The following is a 23,235-nucleotide window of genomic DNA, read 5'->3' as shown; positions in this document are numbered from 1 at the left end:
AGACCGAGTAATGGCAGAATCCCTATTAGGGCTTGAAACTCGTACTGGTTACTCTCTACTACACCCTTTCGAGTCGTTCTATCGCCAAGCCGGAAGAAATTGATATGATTTTTCCAGATGGAGTAATAAACCTGCTGCGCGATCGCGCATCCTGTACTGACGGCTAACAAATTTCCTGCAATGAGGGGTCTTACCCCTCATTGACGAATTATCCCCGATCTGACAGAGTTTGCAAGGGTAGCGCGATCGCCATTTGCCCACTCCTAGAGAGTCAAAACTCCCTGGCTGTCTGTGGTTTCAGCCTGTAGACCGATTAAAAGAGACAAAAAATATTTATAAAATCTTTACAAAAGTAAAGCTGTCTTTACATTAGCTCGATATTTTCAGATATAACGTATCACTATGTTGAGCTTGGTCGGCAGTCCCAAATTCAAAAATTGCCTAGTCAAATAGTATGATGTAAAGATATAAAAATTATGACTATAATAAATCCCTCTTAGAAATTAAAACTTATGTTTCAGCCCCTTGGTTTTGGTCAACGCTCAATAGTCACATCTCTCGGCAGAATGGTGTACTACACTGCTGACGATACACCTTGGATAACCGCAGATACACAATCGTTAGAGAATTTACCAACTCTGGTTTTTTTTCATGGATTTGGAGGAGGTTCTAGTTCCTACGAGTGGTCAAAAGTCTATCCAGCTTTTGCAGCAGAATATCGGATTTTAGCACCCGATTTAATTGGCTGGGGACGCTCTGAACATCCGGCAAGGAACTACAAACCTGATGATTATATCACAACTTTGATTGAATTTATAGAACAAACTTGTAGCAGTCCAACTGCTGTAGTTGCTTCTTCTTTAACAGCAGCTTTTGTAATTCGGGCTGCGATCGCACGCCCCGACCTGTTCAAATCCTTAATTTTGACTGCACCAGCAGGTTTGTCAGACTTTGGAGAAGATTACGGACGTAGTTTCTTTGCTCAGTTAGTAAACACCCCCATTCTAGATCGAGTGCTTTACAGTACTGGAATTGCCACCACCGGCGGGATTAGAAGTTTTTTAGAACAGCGTCAATTTGCCGAGCCGCGCCGCATTTACGATGAAATAGTAGAGGCTTATTTACAATCGGCATTGGAACCAAATGCAGAATATGCAGCCCTCTCTTTTGTCAAAGGTGATTTGTGTTTTGATTTGTCATTGTACATCACCCAACTGAAGACACCGACAGCAATTATTTGGGGAGAAAAATCAGAATTTACTGGCCCAGAAATTGGACGGCGTTTGGCTAATCTAAATCCCGAAGCAATCCGAGCCTTTCAACCTTTGAAAAATGTAGGATTGACACCACAGCTAGAACTTCCCGCGATCGCTATTGGCTTAATCCGCCGATATTTGTTTTCGCTGTTAACAGTTAACAGTTAACGGTTAACTGTTAACAGTTAACGGCTAACAGTTAACAGTTATTCATTTCTCTACTCGCACATCGATAACACTAGCGTTAAAGTTGTAGTTGAGGCCTTCAAGCTCTACTGTATTACCAATTTTGATTTTGATATTGCCAAGAACAGGGCCATCTTTAGTGATTTGGCCCTTTCCTTCCAAGGTAAACATCATATTTCTGCTAAAGGATTCTTCTTCTCTGGGGTCTGGTAGAGCTTTTACAGTACCGTTTGGTTGAGGGACAACTACCGTCCTCGTCAAGAGATTAACAGATTTGATCTCAACCTGACCGTAGGGTTGATTGCGGATAATCAGATTGACTTTATCTCCTGTTTTGAGCAAATCTTGAAGATTGCGCCCCTTAAGACCTAAAGCAATCACATCTACCTGTACGGATTTGGTAGTTACACCAACTTGAGCAACAGAACCAGAAGTGCCGGGAAAGAAAAATATACCAACGACAACTAGGAGAATAATCAGAGTAGCACCCAAGTCTAGGATGCTCAGTTTGCCGAATAGCCGTCCTTGAGAATCCAAAATTTTCATAAATCAGCGTCCTAATTGACAAATCAAGGGCTATTACCATTGAAGCCCTAAGAGAGATTACCATGACTGCCGTCAGAAATCCGCCGCCACTTGGTGGTTAGGGGAAGAAGGGGCTAGGGACTAGGGGCTAGGGACTAGGGCAAGAGAAGAAGAAATTTTTTGTCCTGTTCTATTTCCTAATCAGTAACTCCCTTATTTCCCTAATCTCTAGTCCCTATCTTCTCTTTCTTTCCTTTCCCTAGCCCCTAGCCCCTAGCCCATCTCTTCAATAGAAAGCTAAAATAGCAACTAATCAGCTTGAAAGTACGTCTGAGTTGTTGGGGCTTTTTGTTCTTTGGTCTACTAAATTATATGTTTAAATTTTTCTCACCCTTCTCGATCGCCTTCAAAAGCTTCTGGTTGAGTTATCGACGTGCTTACCGTCGGACAGTCTATGTGTTGTTGTCTCTTTCCATAATTGCAGGTATTTGGCTGGTTTCGCCTCATCCGGGTCAGGCGATATCTTTGCCAGAGCTAATTTTTCGCGGGATTCAGGTAATACAATTATCGAATCTATCCGATCGCCAAGAAGTTTCGATTGGCGAACAGATTAATAAAGAGTTAACGGGTAGCGAAGTTAAAATTTATCGCGATCGCGCTGCGACTAGGTATGTTGATGAAATCGGTCAACTGTTGGCTCAACAGAGCGATCGCGCTAATATCCCTTATACTTTCCAGATTGTTGATGATGACGATATCAATGCTTTTGCCACAATGGGCGGCTTTGTCTATGTGAATAAGGGTTTGATGGCGGCGGCGGATAATGAAGCACAGTTAGCAAGTGTCATAGCTCATGAAATTGGGCATATCGTGGCTCGGCATTCGGTTAAACAAATGCGTCAAATGGCGATCGCGCAAGGAGTGGCTTCTGCTGCTGGACTCGATCGAAATCTGGCCGTACAGATTGGTGTAGAATTAGCTTTGCGTCGCCCCCACAGTCGAGAGGCGGAATATCAAGCGGATCAATTGGGATTGCGAATGCTGGGACAGGCTGGTTATGCTCAATCTGCCATGATTGAGTTTATGAAAAAATTGTTGAATAAATCTTCGCCTCCTACGTTTTTGAGCACTCACCCAGCAACTAGCGATCGCATCGCTGCTATGAGTCAATCTATAGATCCTGCTCGTGCCGATCGCGGGGAAGGTTTGAATAATGCGGCATACAGACAAAAGATTCGTCAGTTTTTAGGATCTTAACAGGCTAATTTGTAATTTGTAATTGGTAATTCGGATTCTACTCTTTCTCAATTTACCCCTGTAATAACAGGGGTAATATTGATTAATCAACCCTCAAACTGTTGGCTCTAAAACTGTGCTAAGTTGATAAACTAGCAGTGCCAGAGAAACCAGACCTCCCGCAATCATTAAGCCCGCTGGCATCAATTTCCGAGTTTTAACTAGCCGTGCAATAAAAACAATTACCAGCACAGCAGCTACAACTGTTGCTAAGATTAAACCCCAACTTTGTCCCTGAAGTTGGACTATACCGCTAAAAATCAGCAGCAGGCCGCTAAGACTCCCAGAAATCAAAGAGGCTTTGCTTTGAGCCTTGGCATATCCAATAATGCCGCCAACAAAAGTTAAAATGCCATAGGCGATCGCGGTGGCTATACCTAAATTCATGGTTTAATTTACCTAATTGCAGAACTGCATCTAAATTTATACATCCAGGTCTGCAATTAATTGCACAAGTTGTTAGAAAATTTACAAATATAGCTGCCCTCTGAATCTGCTATACAATTACCAATATGCCTTCCCTAAACTTTCAAGCGATCGGAGAGATCCGCTTCCTCCAACGCCAAGCCGCATCCCTGTTGCTCTATCAATCCGTTCTCAAAAGTGAAGTGGGTCATGCCTTTCTCGAACTCCTACAAGCTCTCCACCATAGCGGAGACAACAGTTTTGAGTGCCTGCAAGCCTATGGGAAGTGGTTTGAAGTCCAAGCTGCTAAAAATATTAGTTGGCAAGAACATCTGATTGCACAAATTATCACAGATGACAACCCCTTTTCTCGCCAAGCTCAAAATGTAGATTTTGCTAACTTATCACCAGCTTTAGTTGATGCTGCACGGCATGATTTACAAATATTACAAAGCCTTTATCAATGCAGCGGCGACCAACTCAGCAAATGGGTACGAACCGCCGGTCAACTATCAGCTCCACCTGTTGTTTGGCATTCAGAAAAAAAAGACGTAGAAGCAAACCATGAATTGCCCCTACGCAGTAAATTAGAAAAGCTAGAAAACTGGTCAAATTCCCTAGAAATGCTAGCAGCTAACTATCGGCAATTTGGCTGCGGATTGTTTGCTAAGTATCGAGCTTTCCAATGGCGAGCCGGGAAGTTATCAAGCATCCCATATCCCGACCCTGTAAAGTTGACGGAGTTAGTGGGTTACGAGTTCCAGCGCGAGGCATTGCTGAAAAATACCAAATTTTTACTAGCAGGATATCCTGCTTTGCACGTCTTACTTTATGGTAGCAGAGGCTCTGGTAAATCATCCTTAGTAAAGGCACTCTTAAATGAGTTTGGCAATCGCCATCTTCGCCTAATTGAAGTAGCAAAATCCGACCTGAAAGATTTGCCATTGATTATCGAGCAGTTACGCGGTGTTTCTCAAAAGTTTATTATCTTTGTAGATGACCTCTCCTTTGAAGAAGATGACGATGCTTTTAAATCTCTCAAAGTAATTTTAGAAGGAAACGTCACAGCTAGACCTCTAAATGTCGTAGTTTATGCTACTTCTAATCGGCGGCACTTAATTCGAGAATTTTTTGAAGACAGGCCCCGTCCCCGCGACGGTGATGAAGTTCACGCCTGGGATACAGTTCAGGAAAAACTTTCCTTTAGCGATCGTTTTGGTTTAACTTTAACATTTGAACCAGCCGACCAAAACATCTACTTAAAGATTGTCCGCCATTTAGCAAATCAAGCAGGAATTAACCTCAGTTCTGAAGATTTAGAATCTCGCGCTAAAGAGTGGGCAACCCGGCACAACGGTCGTTCGGGAAGAACAGCAAGGCAATTTGTTAACTTTCTGCAAGCAGATTTAGCTATTTCTGGGCAAGATATTGGAAAAAATCAGCAGACAGTGCCATCATTGTAATAATACAAACTCTCAATTAGGAGAAACTGACAATGGGTTTGTTTGATAAACTAGCGGGCGACCGCAAACAAAGTGAAGTAACTCTAGGCCCAGCCGAAGCTTTTGCTGCGATCGCACTTATTGCTGTTGCTGCCGATGGTTACATTACTGATAGCGAAGGTCAAGCTATTAGCACTACGCTATCAAGAATGCAACTTTTTCGGAGCTATCCTAATGATGTGATGAGAAAAATGATCGATCGCCTTCTGAGTATTCTCCAGCGGCAAGGTGTTGAGGTTCTATTTAATGCTGCTACCGCAATACTGCCTGACGATCTCAGGGAAACAGCTTTTGCTGTTACAACTGATATTGTCTTGGCAGATGGCGAAGTTTCGGAAGAAGAAGAAAAACTTTTGAACGATCTCTATCGCGCATTAGAGATTTCAGAAGAGACGGCGCTGAAGATCGTAGATGTAATGATGATCAAGAACAAAGGATAATTTTAATTTGAGATTTGAGAGCCACATCTATTAATAAAATTTGAGATGTAGTTACATCCCAAAATAGTATAATCGTCTCAAATCTCAAATTTTCAATACATTGATAGAGCTCTCGATCCCATTTAAAATCTAGTTAAAAGTCAAAAAAGGCAAATTTATGGATAATATCGCCTACTCTCACTTATACCTAGCCTACGAGCAACCATCTCAAGTAAGAGAATGGAATTGTCCTCAACTCACTAGCAAGATTCTATTCTGTCTCCCGTCAGTTTTGACAGTAGTATCTGTTTTGGGAAATGTAAATACTTCCTTCGCAGCACTAAGCGATCGAACCAAAGATTTCCCAGTAGTTGAGCTTCAAAACCGATTGAAAGAGCTTGGTTACTTCCCAAAGAATGTAAAATCTACAGGATTTTTTGGAACGATCACTCAAGAGGCACTAGCTGAATTTCAATGCGCCAATAATCTCCTATCAAGTGGTATTTTAGACTCCGAAACTTCGGCAAAACTAGAAAGTGGTGAAGCTCAACCCTACTCACCGCAAACTGGCATTAAATTATTAAAGTTAGGCAGCAGTAATGGTTGCGTTAAACAATTGCAATTGCAGTTAGCAGCTTTGGGCTATTACAGAGGTAAAATTAATGGCAGATTTGAGTATTCAACTCAAGTTGCAGTCCAGCAGTTTCAGCAAGATTCCTCTCTGGAGGCAGATGGAATTGTTGGATCGGTCACTCGTAAAGCCCTGAACGATAAAGTGAAGGATATTTAACAAATTTAATCTCAATTAATCATTAATGCCCTTTACTTATTTCCGAATAGTTCGCTTTCAAGATACTGATGCTGCTGGTGTGGTTTACTTTGCGAATGTTTTGGCAATTTGCCACGAAGCTTATGAAGCATCTCTAGCAGCATCCGCCATTAATCTTAAGGTATTTTTTAGCAACCCAAAGGTGGCGATTCCAATTGTTCATGCCAGCGTAGACTTTTACCGTCCCATGTTTTGCGGTAATGAATTGGCGATCGATTTAACCCCTCAACAGCTTGCAAATGATGAATTTGAAATTACTTATCAAATTTTTTCTAATGAGGTTGCAGATAGATGTGCTGCTAAAGCAATTACTAAGCACGTCTGTATCGATGCAACTACTCGGAAGCGCCAACCTTTATCTCAGGAGTTAATCCAATGGCTAGCTCAATTTTAGATATTAGATGCTAAATTATTTTGGGTTATACAACTTACTAAAATTATGTAAGATATATTCCTAAATGCTCCTTAAAAAGGAGAAATGATGAGTAAACTTCTATTCGTACTTTTTTAAGCTCACCTTTTTTTACTATGATAAATCGCAGTTATGCTATTCTGGGAACAGGTGCTTTAGGCGGCTTCTATGGTGCTAGATTACAGCAAGCAGGTTTAGATATCCATTTCCTGCTACGTAGTGATTACGAGTACGTCAAGCAAAATGGTTTGGTGGTAAAATCGCCAGAGGGTGACTTTACTTTGCCACAAGTTCACGCCTATAAAAATGTTGACCAAATGCCGAACTGTGATGTTATAGTTGTGGCTTTGAAGACTACTCAAAATTATTTACTCCCGGAATTATTACCACATTTTACAAACCCAAATAGTATTTTTTTAGTATTGCAAAATGGGCTAGGCATAGAACCAAAAGTAGCAGAAATTGTCGGAAATAAACGGGTAATAGGAGGCTTGTGCTTTCTTTGTTCTAATAAGGTGGGCGCAGGTCATATTCGCCACTTAGATTATGGTACAATTACTATGGGTGAATACTCCGCTCAGTATCAACCAAGTGGAATTAGTGATAGATTACGTGAGATTGCTAATGACTTTGAATCCGCTGGCATTCCTATAGTAATCAGCGAAGATTTACTTTTAGCCAGATGGAAGAAACTTGTCTGGAATATTCCTTATAATGGGCTTTCTGTAGTTCTGGATGCTAGAACTGATGAACTGATGGCTAATGCTGATACGCGGATTTTGGTGGAAAAATTGATGTGGGAAGTTGTAGCGGGAGCAAAAAGTTGCGATCGCACTATTCCCGATGATTTTATCGCAAAAATGCTTGATTATACTGACAAAATGAAGCCTTATCGGACTAGCATGAAACTGGATTACGATCGAAAACAACGGCTAGAAGTTGAGGCGATTTTTGGCAATCCACTGCGAATGGCTGAAGAATTAGGTGTTAATTTACCTCTAATTGATATGCTTTATCGACAGTTAAAGTTTTTGGATATTCGTGAATGTAAATAATAATTGAGCTCAGAAATAGCGTTAAACTATATTCATCGTCTATTCCTAAAGTAACTATGACTTTTACCCAAATCCAAACCCCTACGTCCGAAACCCAAAATCAAAAAGAAGATGATATTATATTCCCACCAGGCGACCTTGACAGTAACGAACCTCCCTTGGAAAGCGACTTACACCGCAAACAAATTGACCTACTGATCCGCCTCCTAGAATGGTTATGGCGCGACAGGCAAGATTTCTACGTTTCTGGAAATCTTACTGTTTACTTTAGCCCCAACCAAAATAAATCTCAAGATTTCCGAGGGCCAGACTTTTTCGTTGTCCTCAATACCGAGCGCAAGCCACGCAAAAGTTGGGTTGTGTGGGAAGAAGACGGGAAGTATCCGAATGTCATTGTAGAATTGCTTTCATCTTCTACTGCTGCTACAGATAAAGGTTTAAAGAAGCAAATTTACGCAGAAAATTTCCGTACAATCGATTATTTTTGGTTCGATCCTTACAATTTGGAATTTGCAGGATTCCATTTTGTAGATGGAAAATATCAACCCTTAGAACCTAACGCCGAAGGGTGGTTGTGGAGTCAACAGCTTGAGTTATTTCTGGGGATTCATAATTCGCAATTGCGCTTTTTAACACCAGATGGTAAACTTGTTGCCACGCCAGAAGAAATCGCTATCGAATCCCAGAATTTGTTAGCTCGCTATCGGGAACGCTTTGGCGAATTGCCAGAAGATTAACAGTAAAAAAATTAAAAATTTGCCTGTGAAATTCAATCTAATCATTAGCCTTCAAAGATTTTATGGCAATTTCTTGTAACCGTTCGCGGTTGACTTTACCTTGAGAATTGCGCGGCAAACTTTCGACACTCATCCAGTATTTAGGCCGCTTAAATTTGCTCAATTTATCCTCGATTGCAATTTGCAAAGATGCAGTAGAAACCTCTGGTTTTGTAGAAACATAAACCACAGTTACAATTTGACCCCAATAGTTATCTGGTAAGCCAATTACGCAGATATCAGTTACTAAACCAGTAGCTCTAATTGCCGCTTCTATCTCAGCAGGAAATACATTTTCGCCCCCAGTTATAATTTTATCACTGCTACGTCCTACAATATTTAAATAACCATATTCATCTAAATATCCCAGATCATCTGTGTGAAAATTATCTCTATTTCCAAATATTTTAGGATAATAACCTAACGTTAAGGAATCAGCATTAATAGTAATATTTCCTATTTGATTATCAGCTAATACTTCGTGACTCCCACTAACAATATTCACCTTCGCATGGGGCAAAATCTGACCATAGCTGTTATTTCCCGCCAGGAAATATTCTGGTTTGAGTGTCGCAATTTGGGAAGCCGTTTCTGTCATACCATAAGTTGGAGCTAATCGAATGCGGTATTTTCTAGCTTCTTCTAATAGTGAATTCCAAGCTGGAGCACCACCTAAAAGGACAGTAGGAAAGCGAGATAACCAACTAGCTATATCTGGATTTTCTAGCAAGCATTGTAGTTGAGTTGGCACTAGAGAAATGAAAAAATCTGCGGGGTTTATCTCACCTTTATCATTAGATTCAAGTGCTTTAAATGGTACGATTACCAGTTTACCGCCGCTAGTAAACGAGCGCATAAATTGCATTAATCCACTGACGTGATATAGCGGCAATACGCAAAATGAATTAATGGCGGATAATTGGAAATATTGTTTAAATCCTTCTACCGATGCCACCAAAGTTTCCCAGGTATGGATAGCAAATTTAATTTTTCCTGACGAACCTCCAGTAGGAATCATTATTAATTGGTAATTGGTAATTGGTAATTGGTAATTGGTAATTGGTAATTGGTAATTACTTTTTAGATATTCTGCGTCTTGTCCCCAAATTATGTCAGGATTAACTAAATTAAAAACTTGCTCCCACTCCTGTTTTACCCAGTTAGGATTGCAGAGAAAAATCTGACTTCCCGCCGCACAAGCGGCAATAAAACTGGCGATAAATTGCACGGGTTCTCGCTCCGCCAGTAAAATTATCGGGGGGATGTTAATATTATCTAATTGTGTTAAATTATGGAACTTTTGCTCTGCAATCCTGGCAACTTCGCCACTGTCGTAACCAATAAGCCAGTTATTAGGTAAACGCGATAAATTTTCTAAAATATCGGGAATTAAATGTTGTGCCATAAATGCTCTAACCAGCTTTCTTCCTCTTCATCAAACCAGTGGTTGACACCAAAACCTAATGCTCTATTATGATGGGAAAGTTCAAAGGCTAAACTCAGTGCTTTTTCTCTTCCAATCTTAGTTTCAAAGACTGATGAAAAAACAGCATCAATATCATGGCTTTGGCAAAATTGTCGCAATTGTGAAGGGGAACCAGCTATGCAAGGTTTAATTACAAAAATTCCCCGCCAACCTTGCTGATAACATTCTTGCATCTGATTAATGGTAACAACCGATTCATCTAAAGCAATGGGAGTAGAATAGCTACTGGATAAGTGTAACATGAGATCGAATTGATTTACAGGTAATGGTTGTTCTATAAATTCAATATTTATGTTCGCTTGCTCATTAGCAGTTATAGAATCGCAGATTTCTAACCATTGGCAAGCGTCTTTATAGGTTAGTCCCTGATTGGCATCTAAGCGCAAAAATACTAGAGTTTCCATCTGAACAATAGCAGAAATTAATTGTTCAAAAACTTGAAGTTCTTCTTGAATTTGACCAACTCCTATTTTCCATTTAAACGTGCGATATCCTTGATTCCATAGTGTTTGCCATACCTGTAAAGCTGCTTTCCCAGATGGCAATAAACCACTGTATTGATTTTGGATTTGATCGCCATCTTTTGCCAATTGTGGGTAAGGGGGAGCTGTATTTTGTCTTGGTTGCTCAATATTTTCCCAAGCAGACTCAAAACCAAATTGGCAGGCGGGTAATTCAGTGGGAATCGATAAAATAATCTCCTCTTTAATTCTTGCTGGTAACTGGCGACAAAAATCTATAGCTTGCTCGAAACTTTCGGAACCCAACCAATTAATGGGAGCAATTTCACCTAAACTAAATTTACCAGTTTCTCCAGTCAGACGAATGATAATTCCTTCTCGAATATTCCAATCGCCGTGATTGGTTTGTAAAGGTCGATTGAACTTACGTTGATAGATGCGAAAATCAAATTGGTATAACATCAACTTTCTGCTGAGCAATAAAATTTCATCAGAATTGTGACAAATTTATTCGGGTTTTCTAAGTGAATATTATGACCAGTCTTGGGTATAACTTCTAACTTAGCCTTCGGGCATAAACTTGCCATCTCTGTATTGATAGCTATAAATTTATCATCATATTCTCCCGTTAGCAACAGCATAGGTTTTTTATTTTTTTCAAGTTCCTCCCATAGAGACGGCTGATTGCCGGTTCCCATATTACGGAGGGATTTGGCTAACTCGATTGGATTATTATCTAGCTTGCGTTCTATTAATTGTTCAAAATCTTGGCGAACTTTTAAAGATTTGAATAAAGGCTGATTATACCAGTTTAATAAAAAGTCTTTGAAGTCGCTTGTTTTCAATTTTTGTACTAGGTGTAAATCAGCTTGCAAACGTTGTTCGCGCTCCGATTTCTGCCTCAATCCGGGAGATGCTGACTCCAATATCACCTTATCAAAACGGGAGGGAAAATAAAGGCTCATGTATAGTGCCAATCGCCCACCCATTGAATAGCCAAATAACAAACATTTATCAATTTCTAGATTGTCTAGTAATGTTATCAAGGCTTGGGCTGTCTTAGGCATTGTATAGCAATCTTCACCACCAATAACTCTGGTTTTTCCGTGTCCGGGAAGATCAACTGCTAGACAATAGAAATTTTGGTATAATAGGGAAATTGCTGCGTCAAAGTCCTGATTGTTGCCCATAAATCCGTGTAAAAATAAGATTATCGGTTGATAATTGCTGCCCTTTAAAAAATAGTGAAATTGATAATTTCCAATTTTTATTATCATTTTAAAGTCGGATGTACGAATTAGTAAATTGAGTTACCTGCGCTGATAGCGAATTTCCGCACTGCTAACGGAGATTACTGCTCGAAAAGGGCAGAGAAAATCCATGCCAAGAAGACCATCTAAACGGAGAGGTGATGGTATATCATGGGCAATTATTTCAAAATTCTCTATTAGTTGCCCTACACAGTTGAACCAAGATGTCCTAACAACAGGAGCATAGATTCTTCCTTGACCTGTAAATATTTCTTGCCTGCGTAAAGGATTATGAATATCATAACCTAAATCCTTTAATACCTGAATCGGCAAGATAGTAAAACTGGCTCCCGTATCCACTAACAAACGTAGCCGAACAAAGTCACCGCTTTCTATAGCGCCGACAGTTGCTTGCACTCTAAGCAAATTCCGCCCGTGAGGGAATAAGTGATAAGTTTTTTGATAACGTCTTCTTTTTGTCACAACATCACCGCTAGGTCTTCAGGTATAGACCCAGTATATTCTATTGCTACAGGTCTGCCCTTTCTTAATGAAAGCTGACTGTAAACATCATCTCGCTCAGGTGAATGTATCAAGACTTCGCCGCGAATCACATTCAGATCCTCATCCAGTTCTGGGGAAACAATTAGTACCCATTCGTCAGGATATAAGCTGATAATTTCTTCGAGAGTTAGAATTTGGCTAATTTCTGCTTTAGCATTCATACTTTAACGCTCCGTTCTATGTGTCAAAATGGGGTATGACTCACCCAGTCAAAGACTGTATTGAAAGCTTGCTGAAAAAAGCGATTACTCAATTTAAGCGGGTCATACCTCCATAATAACTGAATATCATCCGATGGGTAAGACAAACCCTAATCCCAGCAGTAAACCACTAATAAAATGCAAAGCTACTGCTATAAACTTAGAATTGCTAACCTTTCCAGGTTGACCGTGATACTCGTTGACATGGCGACAAAGCTTGATTGCAAATGGTAAACTCCCAAAAATTAATAACGTCCAAATTGGGAAAAAGCCCAGAGCATAAAATGCAATAGTCAAAGCAAACAGACTACCGCATAACCATACTAATAAATTAGCACCTGTTTTTGTCCCCAGCCTGACAATGGGTGATTTTTTCCCAGCCGCTAAATCATCTTCAATTTGGTGAAAATGAGAACAAAATAAGATAATGCTAGTAACAACTCCCACAATTACAGAGGCAGCAAAATTTGTTCTCGACCAAGCTTGAGTTTGACTGTAATAAGCTGCGGCTACAGCCAAAGGGCCAAAAGTAAAAAAGCAAATAATTTCCCCTAAGCCCTGATATCCTAAACGGAAAGGTGGCCCTTGATAGCTATAGCCTAAAATGCAGCATACGATTACCAGCCAAATCACCGTTGGGTCTTGTTGCCACCAGGAGATCGCGAAAATTCCCGACACACCTAGAGCTAAAAATAAATTGCTCAACCAGAAAATCAAAGTTTTATTTCCCGTCAAGTTAACAACAGAATGAGCCTTGTTTTTATCAATGCCTGTGTCTGCATCAAATACATCATTGCTGAGATTCAGCCAAGCCAAAATTAAAATGGCTGCCATGAGAAAAGTAGAAAAAATTGGCGCATTAATCCTTTTAGTTTCAGCAAAAGCGATCGCAGTTCCCACCCAAATTGGAATAATCGCCACGCTGTACATCGGCGGCTTGATTGCCGCTAGCCATAACTTACTGTTGCTAGGCTCAATTAATTTTGTTGTCATTACGCAAACTTGATTAAATTGTTACGAGCCTAGCAATTTTACAATTTTATTGGGTGCGAAGGTGTACTCTGTATAGGATGGGAGTGCGTGTGGGGCGTACCTAGACAGCGATCCTCGCCGATCGCCCAGCCCGCGATCGCTCAAGACATAACCCCCTAAAGGGGAGTCCGTGAGAGGAAGAACACTCCGATTCTAGGAGTCTCCCGCTTCTTAGTCTCCCGCTCTTGCCCTTTGCCGGGAGCGTCAACAGGCATACAGATGTGGCGCGGCGTGTCTAGCGATCGCGAACAGTGCTTAGATTGGATAGGGAGTTGTACCTAAATATACCCGCGATCCTTCAGAAAAATCTGCTATTTTTGCTTCCATGCCAGTGATACCCCATCGCACTCATCTTTTTCAAGACCGCAAGGAACTGCATCAATTTCTGTTAGATTGTCAGCAGTCTTTAACTGAAAAAGACCCGACAAAAATAGTTAGTATTTCTCTGGAAATTGCTGTCGTCGATCCCCTTGCCGTCCTTCAAGCAATTGCTGAACCAGATCGACGACATTTTTACTTTGAAAAAAAAGATTCAGGGGCACCAGATATCAGCAGCGGATTCGCGATCGCAGCCATTGATTCTGCTATTTATTTAACACTGGAAGGATCTCAGCGATTTTCCCTCGCTCAAGATTTTATTCAGTCATGCCTCGATATTACAGTTGCCATTGGTACTACACATATTCCCTTTAGCGGGCCACATTTCTTCTGTAGTTTTACTTTTTTCGATGAGAACATCGCTCCTAGCTTTGACTTTCCCCCAGCCACCATATTTTTACCTCGCTGGCAGATTACAAGACAAAACAATAGCTATATTCTCGTTGCCAACACAGTCATCGATATAGATATAAATATTAAGCTCATGGCTGACGAAATGTGGAGCAAAATCAACAAAATCAGCTCAGGAAAATACAAATCATTAATAATTCCTAACAACAGCTCAGTTTATTTAAAAAAAATAAACATGAATAATCCCCGGCAATTTGAAACATCTGTAAAATCTGTTTTAGAATTAATCAAATCTAAATATTTTAGTAAAATCGTCCTTTCCCATGCCATAGATGTATTTTCACAAACCGAGTTTAATTTGATTAATTCCTTGGATAATTTACGCCTTATCTATCCAGGGTGTTACATATTTTCCACCAGTAACGGCAAAGGTCAAAATTTTATAGGAGCCAGTCCAGAACGCTTAATTAGCATCCACAACCATCACTTAGTAACAGATGCTTTAGCAGGTTCAGCACCCAGGGGTAAAACTATATCTGAAGATGCAAACTTAGCTAATGGTTTACTATGCAGTGAAAAAGATTTACGAGAACATCGCGCCGTCATTGATTTTATCATCGAACGCCTATCTAACCTCGGCATCAAACCTCATACATCTTCCCAACCACACCTCTTACAACTTTCCAATATTCAGCATTTATGGACACCTATCAAAGCTCAAGTTTCCGCAGAAATTCATTTATTGAATATTTTAGCAGAGCTCCATCCTACACCCGCAGTTGCAGGTGTACCTAGAGATATTGCCTTAGAGCAAATTCGCCGTTATGAAACATTCGATCGCTCTCTTTATGCAGCACCTTTAGGTTGGGTAGATCATCAAGGAAATGGTGAATTTGCTGTCGGGATTCGCTCTGCTTTCATAGACGGCGATCGCGCTAGACTATATGCTGGTGCTGGTATTGTTTCGGGTTCTGAACCAGACAAAGAGTTAGCAGAAATTAAACTGAAATTGCAAGCGCTTTTAAATGCTTTAGTTTGAAGGAATAAGGAAGAGAGAAGAAGGAAAAAAGCAGAAGCTAACAACTTATGTGTTACCATTAATAATTAAAATTATACGCATTGAATTTGTATGTTAACTTATCATATATTTCGTCTTCTCTTGCCGGGAAAGAGTTTGGGTTTAAGTCCCGATATTAATAACGTAACAGCTTATCAATTATAGCAACCGCCACAACGGTTAGGGCATTCTCCATCCCCCAAACCATTTCTAGTATTGCATTTTCCTCCTGCCTCCTGCTATATCAACCAACAACTAACAATCAACAACTAACACCTACCAAATGATAGATTTTCGTAATACAAATACCCTTTGGTCTTCCATCTTAGTAGAGACTTGGCAACGTCTAGGATTAACCACCGCTATCATTTGTCCAGGCTCCCGTTCTACACCATTGACAATTGCCTTTGCTCAGAATAGTAAAGTCGAAACAATCCCCATCCTTGATGAACGTTCAGCAGCATTTTTTGCATTAGGAATAGCAAAAAAAACTGGTTTTCCAGTAGCAGTTGTTTGTACCTCTGGAACTGCTAGCGCTAACTTTTTTCCTGCCATAATTGAAGCTAAAGAAAGTAAAATTTCTCTACTAATATTAACAGCAGATCGTCCTCCAGAAATGCGTGGATGTCATGCAGGTCAAGCCATTGACCAAGTTAAATTATATGGCAATTACCCCAATTGGCAAACTGAATTAGCCTTGCCATCTGCGGAAACAGGAATGCTAAACTATTTGCGGCAAACAGCAATTCATGCTTGGGAACAGGCACTTTTTCCTGTTCCCGGCCCAGTCCATCTCAATATTCCCTTTCGCGAGCCTCTTGCACCTATTCCAGAAATAGCAACCACAGCATTACAAGCTAAATTTTCTCCCGAAAATTTCTTTGATAGCTGTCATTTTTTGCCTGGTAATAACGAAGAATATGGGAGTAAAATATCCCCAAAAAGTGAAAATTTTTTGACTGATTTATTCCATCAAAAATATCATAAAATACTTGTCATTGCTGGCATCGCGCAGCCTCAATTTCCCGAAATATATTGCCATGCAGTTGCACAGATTTCTCAATCTTTAGGAGCGCCAGTTTTAGCAGAAGGACTATCACCCTTAAGAAATTACTCTCAATTAAATCCCGATCTAATTTCCACTTATGACTTAATTCTACGAAACCAAGAAATAGCAGAAAAATTAACACCAGATATTGTCATTCAACTAGGCGAATTACCCATCAGTAAAAACCTCCGAACTTGGTTAGAAGATACCCAACCTAGACGATGGATAATTGACCCTAGCGATCGCAATTTTGACCCGCTGCATGGTAAAACTTCCCACCTAAGAACATCAGTAGAATCTATTGCTTCTATACTTTTTGAGAGGAAATTTACCGAGTCCAGTTCAACCAACGAATATCTGCAATTATGGTGTAACACCGAAGCCAAAATCAGAACAGCTATTGACCAGAAAATGAATACTATTAATAATATAGTGGAACCAAAAGCTGCTTGGCTAATTTCCCAAATTTTACCAACCGCAACCCCGATATTTATTGCCAACAGTATGCCAGTGAGAGATGTAGAATTTTTCTGGGTTCCTAATAACTTAAATATACAACCTTTTTTTAATCGAGGAGCTAATGGAATTGATGGCACTTTATCAACAGCTTTAGGCATTGCCTACCGCAATCAAAGTAGTGTGCTGTTAACAGGAGATTTAGCCCTTTTACACGATACAAATGGATTTTTACTGAAAAATAAATTTGTCGGGCATCTAACAATTATTTTAATTAATAACAACGGTGGTGGCATTTTTGAAATGTTGCCTATAGCTAAGTTTGAACCTACCTTTGAAGAATTTTTTGCTACTCCCCAAAATATTAACTTTTCCCAGTTATGTGCAACTTACGGGGTTGAACATGAGATTATTAATTCTTGGGAACAGTTAAAACAACGTTTAAACCCACTACCTAGCAGCGGTATTCGCGCCTTAGAATTACAAACAAACCGACGGGAAGATGCTCAATGGCGTAAAGATAATCTGAGCAAATTTTCCTATTCATAGAGACCAAAAATCTCCTGAATATGGGGATTTTTGGTCTCTTCACCTAGCAATTTTAAGAGTTTTCAAAGCAGTCCCTATACTAAGCAGATGGCTGACTTAACAACGGATCTAACTGTGCATTTCCATCTAATTTATAGATGTCATCACAACCACCAACGTGCTCATTATTAATGAAAACTTGCGGTACGCTACGCCGTCCATTTGCACGTTCAGCCATTTGATTTCTAGCTGCTTCGTCGCCGTCAATTTTGTATTCAGTATAGTTTACGCCTTTCCACCACAGCAATAATTTTGCCCTCATGCAGTAAGGACAAGTTTGCCAAGTATAAATTTCCACATTGGCTTTAATGCGTTCTGGATGGCGGCCTAAAATAGGATTGAGGAAATCAAGCATTTTTATTACCCTGGTAAACGTGGATTTAAGAATTGAGCTTAAAGCTAAGTAGTCGGACATAATTAAACGCATATATAACTTGTAGGGTGGGCGCAAGCCACAAAAATCTGATCGCGAGTAGCTAATATGCTTTCGGCTTGCGCCCACCTTACGTTTACGTTTATTTATGTCCACCTGCTTATTATAGCAATCCTAAATCAATTATTAAGAGCCTAGTTTGCTTGAACTATGGGATCTCTGCAATTTATACGGTTTATTCAAGAACAGTATGAACTCGTACAAAGCGAGTTAGAATTGGCAGAGTTTATTTTTGAATTCTGGCTTTATTTCTATTCCTAAAATTTAACTCTTTTGACATTGCCGTATAGTAATGTACTGCAAACAATAAATTGATTCCCAAAAACAACAAAGCTAATAGAAACCGAAAAAAACTCATAAAGGATAACCCTGATGTCATCGTAAATATGGCGAAAATGACTGAGCAAAGAGCAAACCCTGATGCAAAAGAGCTGAGAAATAGCGACTGCACTTTAGACATGATTTTCTTAAAAAACCTATTGGTTTAATTAGGTGATGTAACCAGAAAAGAACTCTAGTTCGGACTCGTTATCCACATATATAGCGGAAGATCGTCATTCCGCCAATAGTAAAGCCGATTTTTCTTCCCTCTCCCTTCTTCCTTCTAAAAAGGTTTAAACTCTATAGAAAAATACAGCCCTCTTTCTTGCAGGGTTCTGTCACTAGATTTGACTTCAATCAAAGGAATTCCCCACTCAAAGCGAGCTGTAAAGCGATCGCCATATTGCCACCGCAAACCTAACCCCGCAGATACCAAAGTATTCGGGTCAGGTTCTCCTTTAGAACCGCTATTCCAAGCTCTACCAAAGTCAATAAACGGCGTTAGCTGCAAAATCCCTTTTTTATCGCCGGTGCGATAAATTGGATACCTGACCTCAGCGGAAGCAAAAACTCCATTATCCGTCAGCAATAAATCTTGACGATAACCCCGCACAGTGTCTAAGCCTCCCAAACCAATTTGCTCCAAGGGTACGAGTTCCCCAGCAGCTAATTGCACATCCGATCGCAATAACAACAGCGTATCTGGTGCTAGCAAGCGCAAATACTGTGCTTGACCCCGCCAGGCCAGAAATTGACCGTCAGGTTCGGAATTGTTGACACTAGCATCAAAGGCTCCGATTCCGAGACTGAATTGCGATCGCGCCGCAAAAACTTGTCTGGCTCCCCTCTGGGTGTATTCCTGAAAGGCTCTAACTGCAAAAATGCGAGTTCTGCCGCGATCGTCAGATCCGGGTGACAAAGGATATTCTACGCCCAACAAAAAGGTATCGCTTTCTCGCCGAGCAGCACTGATCCCCAAGGCAATTTCTTGGTTAGGAGTTTGGACTATTGGCTGGCGGTAGGTTAATTCGTAGTCACGGCTTTTGGCTTCAATGTCCAGTTCGTCAAAGGGCGGCTCAATAATATTGCTCTTGCTCCTACTGAGCTGAAAACTGACAGTGCCATTACGTGGATTCACAGGTAGCGTGTAGTTAAGCTCCACACTATTACTGCCATCTGTGTTTGTATAAGTCAAACTGGCGCGATCGCCCCTACCCGATACATTACCTGAGCCAATTTCTGCCCCCCGTCGGAAAGTCCCCACGCTGGGAGAGCGCCCATTATCAGCAAAAATGCGTGAGTTCAAAGTTTTTGCTTCTTTAATCCGCACTTCCAGCAAGTTTAAACCGGGGCGCGATCCTGCTTGCAGCTCAGCGGAGATATTTTGGATGAGGGGGTTGAGTTGCAGCAGTTGCAGAGCTTCTAATAGCTGGTTTTGATTCAGAGGAGCTTGAGTAGCGATCGCCAATCGACTCCGTACATACTCAGGATTAAGCCGCTGATTCCCTGCCACACTAATACTTTCTAACCTACCTTCGATCGCCTGAATCTTGACCACACCCCCCGTCATACTTTGAGGCGGAATCAGTGCGCCGGAAGTGATGTAGCCTTTGCTGATGTAAAGTTGCGTTACAGCCGAACGAGCTTGCAGCAGTTCGGCAAAAGAGATCGGGCGACCCGTAAAATCTGCTAGTAACTTGTCTAATTCTTCTTTACTGAAGACAGTGCTACCAACTACTTCAAACCGCTCGACTGTCACCGTCCCTGGAACATTGGGGATTTCTTCACGATCGCCGGGAGCTGGCGTTGAAGGCTGGAGGAGTTCTTCTGGAGGAGGTAAAGGCGATGGTATTGGTAATTCTGGCTGTGGCGGCGGAGTAGGTATCCCAGGATTGGGAAGCTGAGATACTTGTGAGTTGTCTAAGCCTTCATTTGAGCTGATATCTAGCCTATTGGCAATGTTTTTAGGTGGAATTACCAGCGGAATTGAGGATAATATTCGCGATCGCTCGTCTTCTGGAACCGCCATCATCAGGCTTTGAGATTGCTTCCCCCAGCTCTTGGCAAATTGAGAAACAGCCGGACTTGATGGAATTAAAGCAGCTTTCAACTCAGTTGAGTACGAAATCTCACCCCCTCGATCGAGCATTCTCCCCTTAACAAGGGTAGGACTGGGAAGAAGTGGACTTTGTGATGATACTTCCGATAATGTGAGGTTGCTTTCAGCAGTTTGAGCTCTTAATGGCTGAGGATAAAATGCTGTAACTGAGCAGTTACAAAGCAGTGCGACTGTAAAATTTATCCTTAAAAAGCCGATGAAAAGTTTCCGGGGCATAGCAGGTGATGTGACAGGAGGCATTTAAACTCTGAGAAGCACCTTGCCCTTGGAGTTTAGCATCTTTGTATTAATTTCTAAGGATATTGTGACAATTACTTACATCTCAGTATTGTTGACAAAATAACAAAGGTGTGATAACTGCCTCCTGCCTTCTGCCTCCTGCCTCTTACCTCCTGCCTTCGGTAGATAGAGACTAGATTTTATTGAGCTGCGATCGCAACTCTTCCAGTTCAGGATCGACAACGGAATTCGACGTGCCAGAAGTTTGACCCGCCGCAGGGAGAGAACCAGTTGTCGCTGGAGCCAAATTCATCTGCGCCTTCAGAGCCGCCAAATCATCGTCAACGCCACCGCCAGCTTCCAACTTCAGAAACTCTTGTTCCAAACCAGAGCCAGCAGCCAACTCCGCCGATGCACCTGCACGAGCTTCCATCTGCAAGACTTTTTCTTCCATCCGCTCGAAAGCACCCATAGAGCTGCTTGTATTCAGGGAGCCGATCGTGCTATTTAATTGCTCCTGAGCCTTAGCAGCAGAGATCCGCGCCTTAAGCATATCCTTCTTAGTTTTAGCTTCGGAAATCTTGCTTTCCAGAGCGACCAAGTTGCGCTTGAGACTTTCCATCTGACCAGTTTGCTGATCCAAGCTAGCCTTCAGCGTCGCCGCCGTTTCCGCGTAAGACTTCTTGCGAACTAGCGCTTCGCGGGCCAAATTTTCATCTCCTTTTTGGAGAGCTAGCTGAGCTCGCGATTGCCACTGGTTGGCTTGAGATTCAGCCTGAGCGTACTGTGTCTGGGTGCGTTTTTGAGTAGCGATCGCGCTAGCAACAGCTTGGCGCAACTGCACCAAGTCTTCCTGCATATCAATGATGGACTGTTCTAAAATCTTTTCTGGGTCTTCAGCCTTATTGACCATATCGTTGAGATTGGCTCTCACAACTCGGCTAATGCGATCAAATAATCCCATAACGCTATTTTTCCTTTATTGGGGTTTACGAGGTAGGTGGGAAGGAAGCTCTAGGCATCAGCCTGCGAGCGCGAAATTCTGGCGATCCAATTTTTAAATGAGATTGGTCTCAAGCAACTTTCCCAAGCGCATAAATTCAGTTTAAAGCGATCTTTCTGAGACTTGCAGCAAAGCTCCTTGAAGCTAATTCATAAACCTTTCCAAAATGGAAACCCATCCCCTTTAGGGGTGGGAGGAATTTTTGCGGCTGTCTTCCGCCGTGAATCGTTTTTTCCATTACCGCCTTGGGGCTGTTTAGTTCGGTGTGATGAAAGTGATGTACTTTCGATGGGACAATTACCATCTCAAACCTCACAACCCTGTACGCATAATGATTTGCTCTTTCGAGCCTCCCTTGCGGGGTAAAGTTAGCTTCGCCAATGTTTTGAGAGCTTGTTCAGCTTGCAGCACTGTTTCAGTGACCTTAAAACTGTTTAACTGCAAACGACAGGGCAGAGGACTAGCTACGCATCCGCCTGGTGTCTTGACTCAAAAAACGTAGACCTCGAAAGTCTTAGGCTGGTCAGTATGGCTTGTTTTGACTTTCGTCTTGCAAGCCCATCCCCTTTAGGGGTGGGTTACTGACCAAGTTTATTTCAGTCCTTTATTAAAGATTCATACATAACTACCCCCAATCCTAACAGATATAGTAGCACGTTCACTATCACCCCACCCCCTAAGCGATTATGCCTCCGCAAGCAAGAGCGTCCTTACCGTGAGGGTAAGTTCTGCAAAACTATCCCTAACGCCGCTCCCTTCTTCCCTTCTTCCCTTCTTCCTTCTTCCTTCTTCCTTCTTCCTTCTTCCCTAGCCCCTAGCCCCTAGCCCCTAGCCCCTAGCCCCTAGCCCCTAGCTATACATCACTCGCCAGAAGGCAATCTAGGTGAAGTGCCGCCAGGGATCATTTGCGCTTTCATCGCTTCCAGCTCAGCATCAACATCGTTCGCTCCCTCTAAGGAGAGAAATTTCTTTTCTAAATCGCTAGTTCCAAGTTCTGCGATCGCCTCTGAGCGAGCTTCCAGTTGCATCACTTTCTCCTCCATCCGCTCAAAAGCGCCTAAAGCACTCCCTGTGTTCAGATTTCCCATCATCTCATTCAACTTCTCAGAGGCCTTAGCCGATCGCGCACGGGCAATGTACATATCTTTTTTAGTTCTTGCCTCCGAAATTTTCCCCTCCAAGACCCGCATATTATCCTTGAGTTTAGTCACCAGGCTGCTCTGCTGTTCTAGCTGCGCCTTAAGCGCTGATGCCGTCTCTTGGTAAGATTTCCGCCGCGTTAGAGCTTCCCGCGCCAAATTTTCCTCTCCTTTTTGCAGCGCTAACTGGGCTCGCTGATACCATTCTGAAGCAGCAGACTCAGATTGGGCGCATTGTCGCTCACTACGCTTTTGAGTAGCGATCGCCTGTGCTACTGCCTGTCTAAGCTGCACCAGATCCTCCTGCATATCCATCACGCTCTGTTCCAGAATCTTTTCTGGATCTTCCGCCGCGCCAACCAAACTATTAATATTGGCGCGAATCACTCGCCAGATGCGGTCAAATAATCCCATACGAATTCTCCGAATTTTAAATTTTAAACTTGAGGACTGAGGGGCGGGGGAGCGG

Annotated in this window: 23 protein-coding genes; 11 read left to right on the top strand and 12 right to left on the bottom strand. The window is 41.7% G+C overall.

Annotation, left to right across the window (positions count from 1 at the left end):
• Positions 1-32 precede the first annotated feature (32 nt).
• Together OSCIL6407_RS37935 and OSCIL6407_RS0126245 are read left to right on the top strand one after the other, a co-directional pair.
• Positions 33-167, top strand: a complete 135-nt coding sequence (locus OSCIL6407_RS37935; RefSeq protein WP_267879560.1) for a hypothetical protein — start codon at positions 33-35, stop codon at positions 165-167.
• A 345-nt stretch (positions 168-512) separates the two neighbouring features.
• The gene (locus OSCIL6407_RS0126245) at positions 513-1,424 is read left to right on the top strand and encodes an alpha/beta fold hydrolase (RefSeq protein WP_007353336.1); all 912 of its coding nucleotides are present in this window, start codon (positions 513-515) and stop codon (positions 1,422-1,424) included.
• A 42-nt stretch (positions 1,425-1,466) separates the two neighbouring features.
• Here the strand turns inward: OSCIL6407_RS0126245 and OSCIL6407_RS0126240 are convergent, their stop codons facing one another.
• Positions 1,467-1,988: a DUF4330 domain-containing protein gene (locus OSCIL6407_RS0126240; RefSeq protein ID WP_007353335.1), complete on the bottom strand. Its 522-nt coding sequence runs from the start codon at positions 1,986-1,988 to the stop codon at positions 1,467-1,469.
• Between the two features lie 351 nt (positions 1,989-2,339).
• Between OSCIL6407_RS0126240 and OSCIL6407_RS0126235 the strand changes: the two genes are divergently transcribed.
• On the top strand, positions 2,340-3,224 hold the full coding sequence (locus OSCIL6407_RS0126235) for a M48 family metallopeptidase (protein WP_051045185.1): 885 nt from the start codon (positions 2,340-2,342) through the stop codon (positions 3,222-3,224).
• A gap of 93 nt (positions 3,225-3,317) precedes the next feature.
• Here the strand turns inward: OSCIL6407_RS0126235 and OSCIL6407_RS0126230 are convergent, their stop codons facing one another.
• Positions 3,318-3,650 carry a TMEM14 family protein gene (locus OSCIL6407_RS0126230; RefSeq protein ID WP_007353333.1) on the bottom strand — a complete coding sequence of 111 codons (333 nt, stop codon included), beginning with the start codon at positions 3,648-3,650 and terminating at the stop codon, positions 3,318-3,320.
• A gap of 125 nt (positions 3,651-3,775) precedes the next feature.
• Here OSCIL6407_RS0126230 and OSCIL6407_RS0126225 point away from each other — a divergent pair, with 125 nt between their 5' ends.
• The 6 genes from OSCIL6407_RS0126225 (at position 3,776) to OSCIL6407_RS0126200 (ending at position 8,622) form a co-directional block, all read left to right on the top strand.
• On the top strand, positions 3,776-5,131 hold the full coding sequence (locus OSCIL6407_RS0126225; RefSeq protein WP_007353332.1) for an ATP-binding protein: 1,356 nt from the start codon (positions 3,776-3,778) through the stop codon (positions 5,129-5,131).
• 32 nt (positions 5,132-5,163) lie between these two features.
• A complete protein-coding gene (locus OSCIL6407_RS0126220; RefSeq protein WP_007353331.1) occupies positions 5,164-5,610 on the top strand; it encodes a tellurite resistance TerB family protein in 447 nt (148 codons plus the stop codon).
• A gap of 157 nt (positions 5,611-5,767) precedes the next feature.
• Positions 5,768-6,379 (top strand): peptidoglycan-binding domain-containing protein, encoded by a 612-nt coding sequence (locus OSCIL6407_RS0126215; RefSeq protein WP_007353330.1) that lies wholly within the window; start codon positions 5,768-5,770, stop codon positions 6,377-6,379.
• A 25-nt stretch (positions 6,380-6,404) separates the two neighbouring features.
• Entirely contained in the window at positions 6,405-6,812 is a 408-nt protein-coding gene (locus tag OSCIL6407_RS0126210; protein ID WP_007353329.1) for an acyl-CoA thioesterase, read from the top strand.
• Between the two features lie 134 nt (positions 6,813-6,946).
• Complete coding sequence (locus tag OSCIL6407_RS0126205) at positions 6,947-7,885, top strand: putative 2-dehydropantoate 2-reductase (RefSeq protein ID WP_007353328.1); 939 nt, start codon at positions 6,947-6,949, stop codon at positions 7,883-7,885.
• Positions 7,886-7,941: 56 nt separating this feature from the next.
• Positions 7,942-8,622: a Uma2 family endonuclease gene (locus tag OSCIL6407_RS0126200; RefSeq protein WP_007353327.1), complete on the top strand. Its 681-nt coding sequence runs from the start codon at positions 7,942-7,944 to the stop codon at positions 8,620-8,622.
• Between the two features lie 37 nt (positions 8,623-8,659).
• Here the strand turns inward: OSCIL6407_RS0126200 and OSCIL6407_RS0126195 are convergent, their stop codons facing one another.
• The 6 genes from OSCIL6407_RS0126195 to menA form a co-directional block, all read right to left on the bottom strand.
• Positions 8,660-10,066, bottom strand: a complete 1,407-nt coding sequence (locus tag OSCIL6407_RS0126195) for a 2-succinylbenzoate--CoA ligase (RefSeq protein ID WP_007353326.1) — start codon at positions 10,064-10,066, stop codon at positions 8,660-8,662.
• Positions 10,051-11,070, bottom strand: a complete 1,020-nt coding sequence (locus tag OSCIL6407_RS0126190; protein ID WP_007353325.1) for an o-succinylbenzoate synthase — start codon at positions 11,068-11,070, stop codon at positions 10,051-10,053. Before OSCIL6407_RS0126190 ends, OSCIL6407_RS0126195 begins: the two co-directional genes overlap by 16 nt.
• Positions 11,070-11,885 (bottom strand): 2-succinyl-6-hydroxy-2,4-cyclohexadiene-1-carboxylate synthase, encoded by an 816-nt coding sequence (menH, locus tag OSCIL6407_RS0126185; protein ID WP_019487868.1) that lies wholly within the window; start codon positions 11,883-11,885, stop codon positions 11,070-11,072. Before menH ends, OSCIL6407_RS0126190 begins: the two co-directional genes overlap by 1 nt.
• A 33-nt stretch (positions 11,886-11,918) precedes the next feature.
• Positions 11,919-12,341, bottom strand: coding sequence for a retropepsin-like aspartic protease (locus tag OSCIL6407_RS0126180; protein ID WP_019487867.1), 423 nt, complete (start codon positions 12,339-12,341; stop codon positions 11,919-11,921).
• Positions 12,338-12,583, bottom strand: coding sequence for a hypothetical protein (locus OSCIL6407_RS0126175; RefSeq protein WP_007353322.1), 246 nt, complete (start codon positions 12,581-12,583; stop codon positions 12,338-12,340). Before OSCIL6407_RS0126175 ends, OSCIL6407_RS0126180 begins: the two co-directional genes overlap by 4 nt.
• A 126-nt stretch (positions 12,584-12,709) precedes the next feature.
• Positions 12,710-13,615 carry a 2-carboxy-1,4-naphthoquinone phytyltransferase gene (gene menA / locus OSCIL6407_RS0126170; RefSeq protein WP_007353321.1) on the bottom strand — a complete coding sequence of 302 codons (906 nt, stop codon included), beginning with the start codon at positions 13,613-13,615 and terminating at the stop codon, positions 12,710-12,712.
• Positions 13,616-13,979: 364 nt separating this feature from the next.
• Here menA and OSCIL6407_RS0126165 point away from each other — a divergent pair, with 364 nt between their 5' ends.
• Complete coding sequence (locus OSCIL6407_RS0126165; protein ID WP_007353320.1) at positions 13,980-15,422, top strand: isochorismate synthase; 1,443 nt, start codon at positions 13,980-13,982, stop codon at positions 15,420-15,422.
• 301 nt (positions 15,423-15,723) lie between these two features.
• Positions 15,724-17,493 carry a 2-succinyl-5-enolpyruvyl-6-hydroxy-3-cyclohexene-1-carboxylic-acid synthase gene (gene menD / locus OSCIL6407_RS0126160; RefSeq protein WP_007353319.1) on the top strand — a complete coding sequence of 590 codons (1,770 nt, stop codon included), beginning with the start codon at positions 15,724-15,726 and terminating at the stop codon, positions 17,491-17,493.
• 79 nt (positions 17,494-17,572) lie between these two features.
• Here the strand turns inward: menD and grxC are convergent, their stop codons facing one another.
• The 4 genes from grxC to OSCIL6407_RS0126125 all read right to left on the bottom strand — a co-directional run bounded on the left by grxC (position 17,573) and on the right by OSCIL6407_RS0126125 (position 23,180).
• Positions 17,573-17,887 carry a glutaredoxin 3 gene (gene grxC / locus OSCIL6407_RS0126155; protein ID WP_007353318.1) on the bottom strand — a complete coding sequence of 105 codons (315 nt, stop codon included), beginning with the start codon at positions 17,885-17,887 and terminating at the stop codon, positions 17,573-17,575.
• A 682-nt stretch (positions 17,888-18,569) separates the two neighbouring features.
• Positions 18,570-20,645 (bottom strand): ShlB/FhaC/HecB family hemolysin secretion/activation protein, encoded by a 2,076-nt coding sequence (locus OSCIL6407_RS0126145; RefSeq protein ID WP_234708696.1) that lies wholly within the window; start codon positions 20,643-20,645, stop codon positions 18,570-18,572.
• Between the two features lie 172 nt (positions 20,646-20,817).
• Positions 20,818-21,588: a PspA/IM30 family protein gene (locus tag OSCIL6407_RS0126140; RefSeq protein ID WP_007353315.1), complete on the bottom strand. Its 771-nt coding sequence runs from the start codon at positions 21,586-21,588 to the stop codon at positions 20,818-20,820.
• A gap of 899 nt (positions 21,589-22,487) precedes the next feature.
• Positions 22,488-23,180, bottom strand: coding sequence for a PspA/IM30 family protein (locus OSCIL6407_RS0126125; RefSeq protein WP_007354608.1), 693 nt, complete (start codon positions 23,178-23,180; stop codon positions 22,488-22,490).
• Positions 23,181-23,235 lie beyond the last annotated feature (55 nt).

Origin of the sequence: Kamptonema formosum PCC 6407 (assembly GCF_000332155.1) — a bacterium.
GTDB lineage: Bacteria > Cyanobacteriota > Cyanobacteriia > Cyanobacteriales > Microcoleaceae > Kamptonema > Kamptonema formosum.
This window is presented reverse-complemented; position numbering and strand designations above follow the sequence as displayed.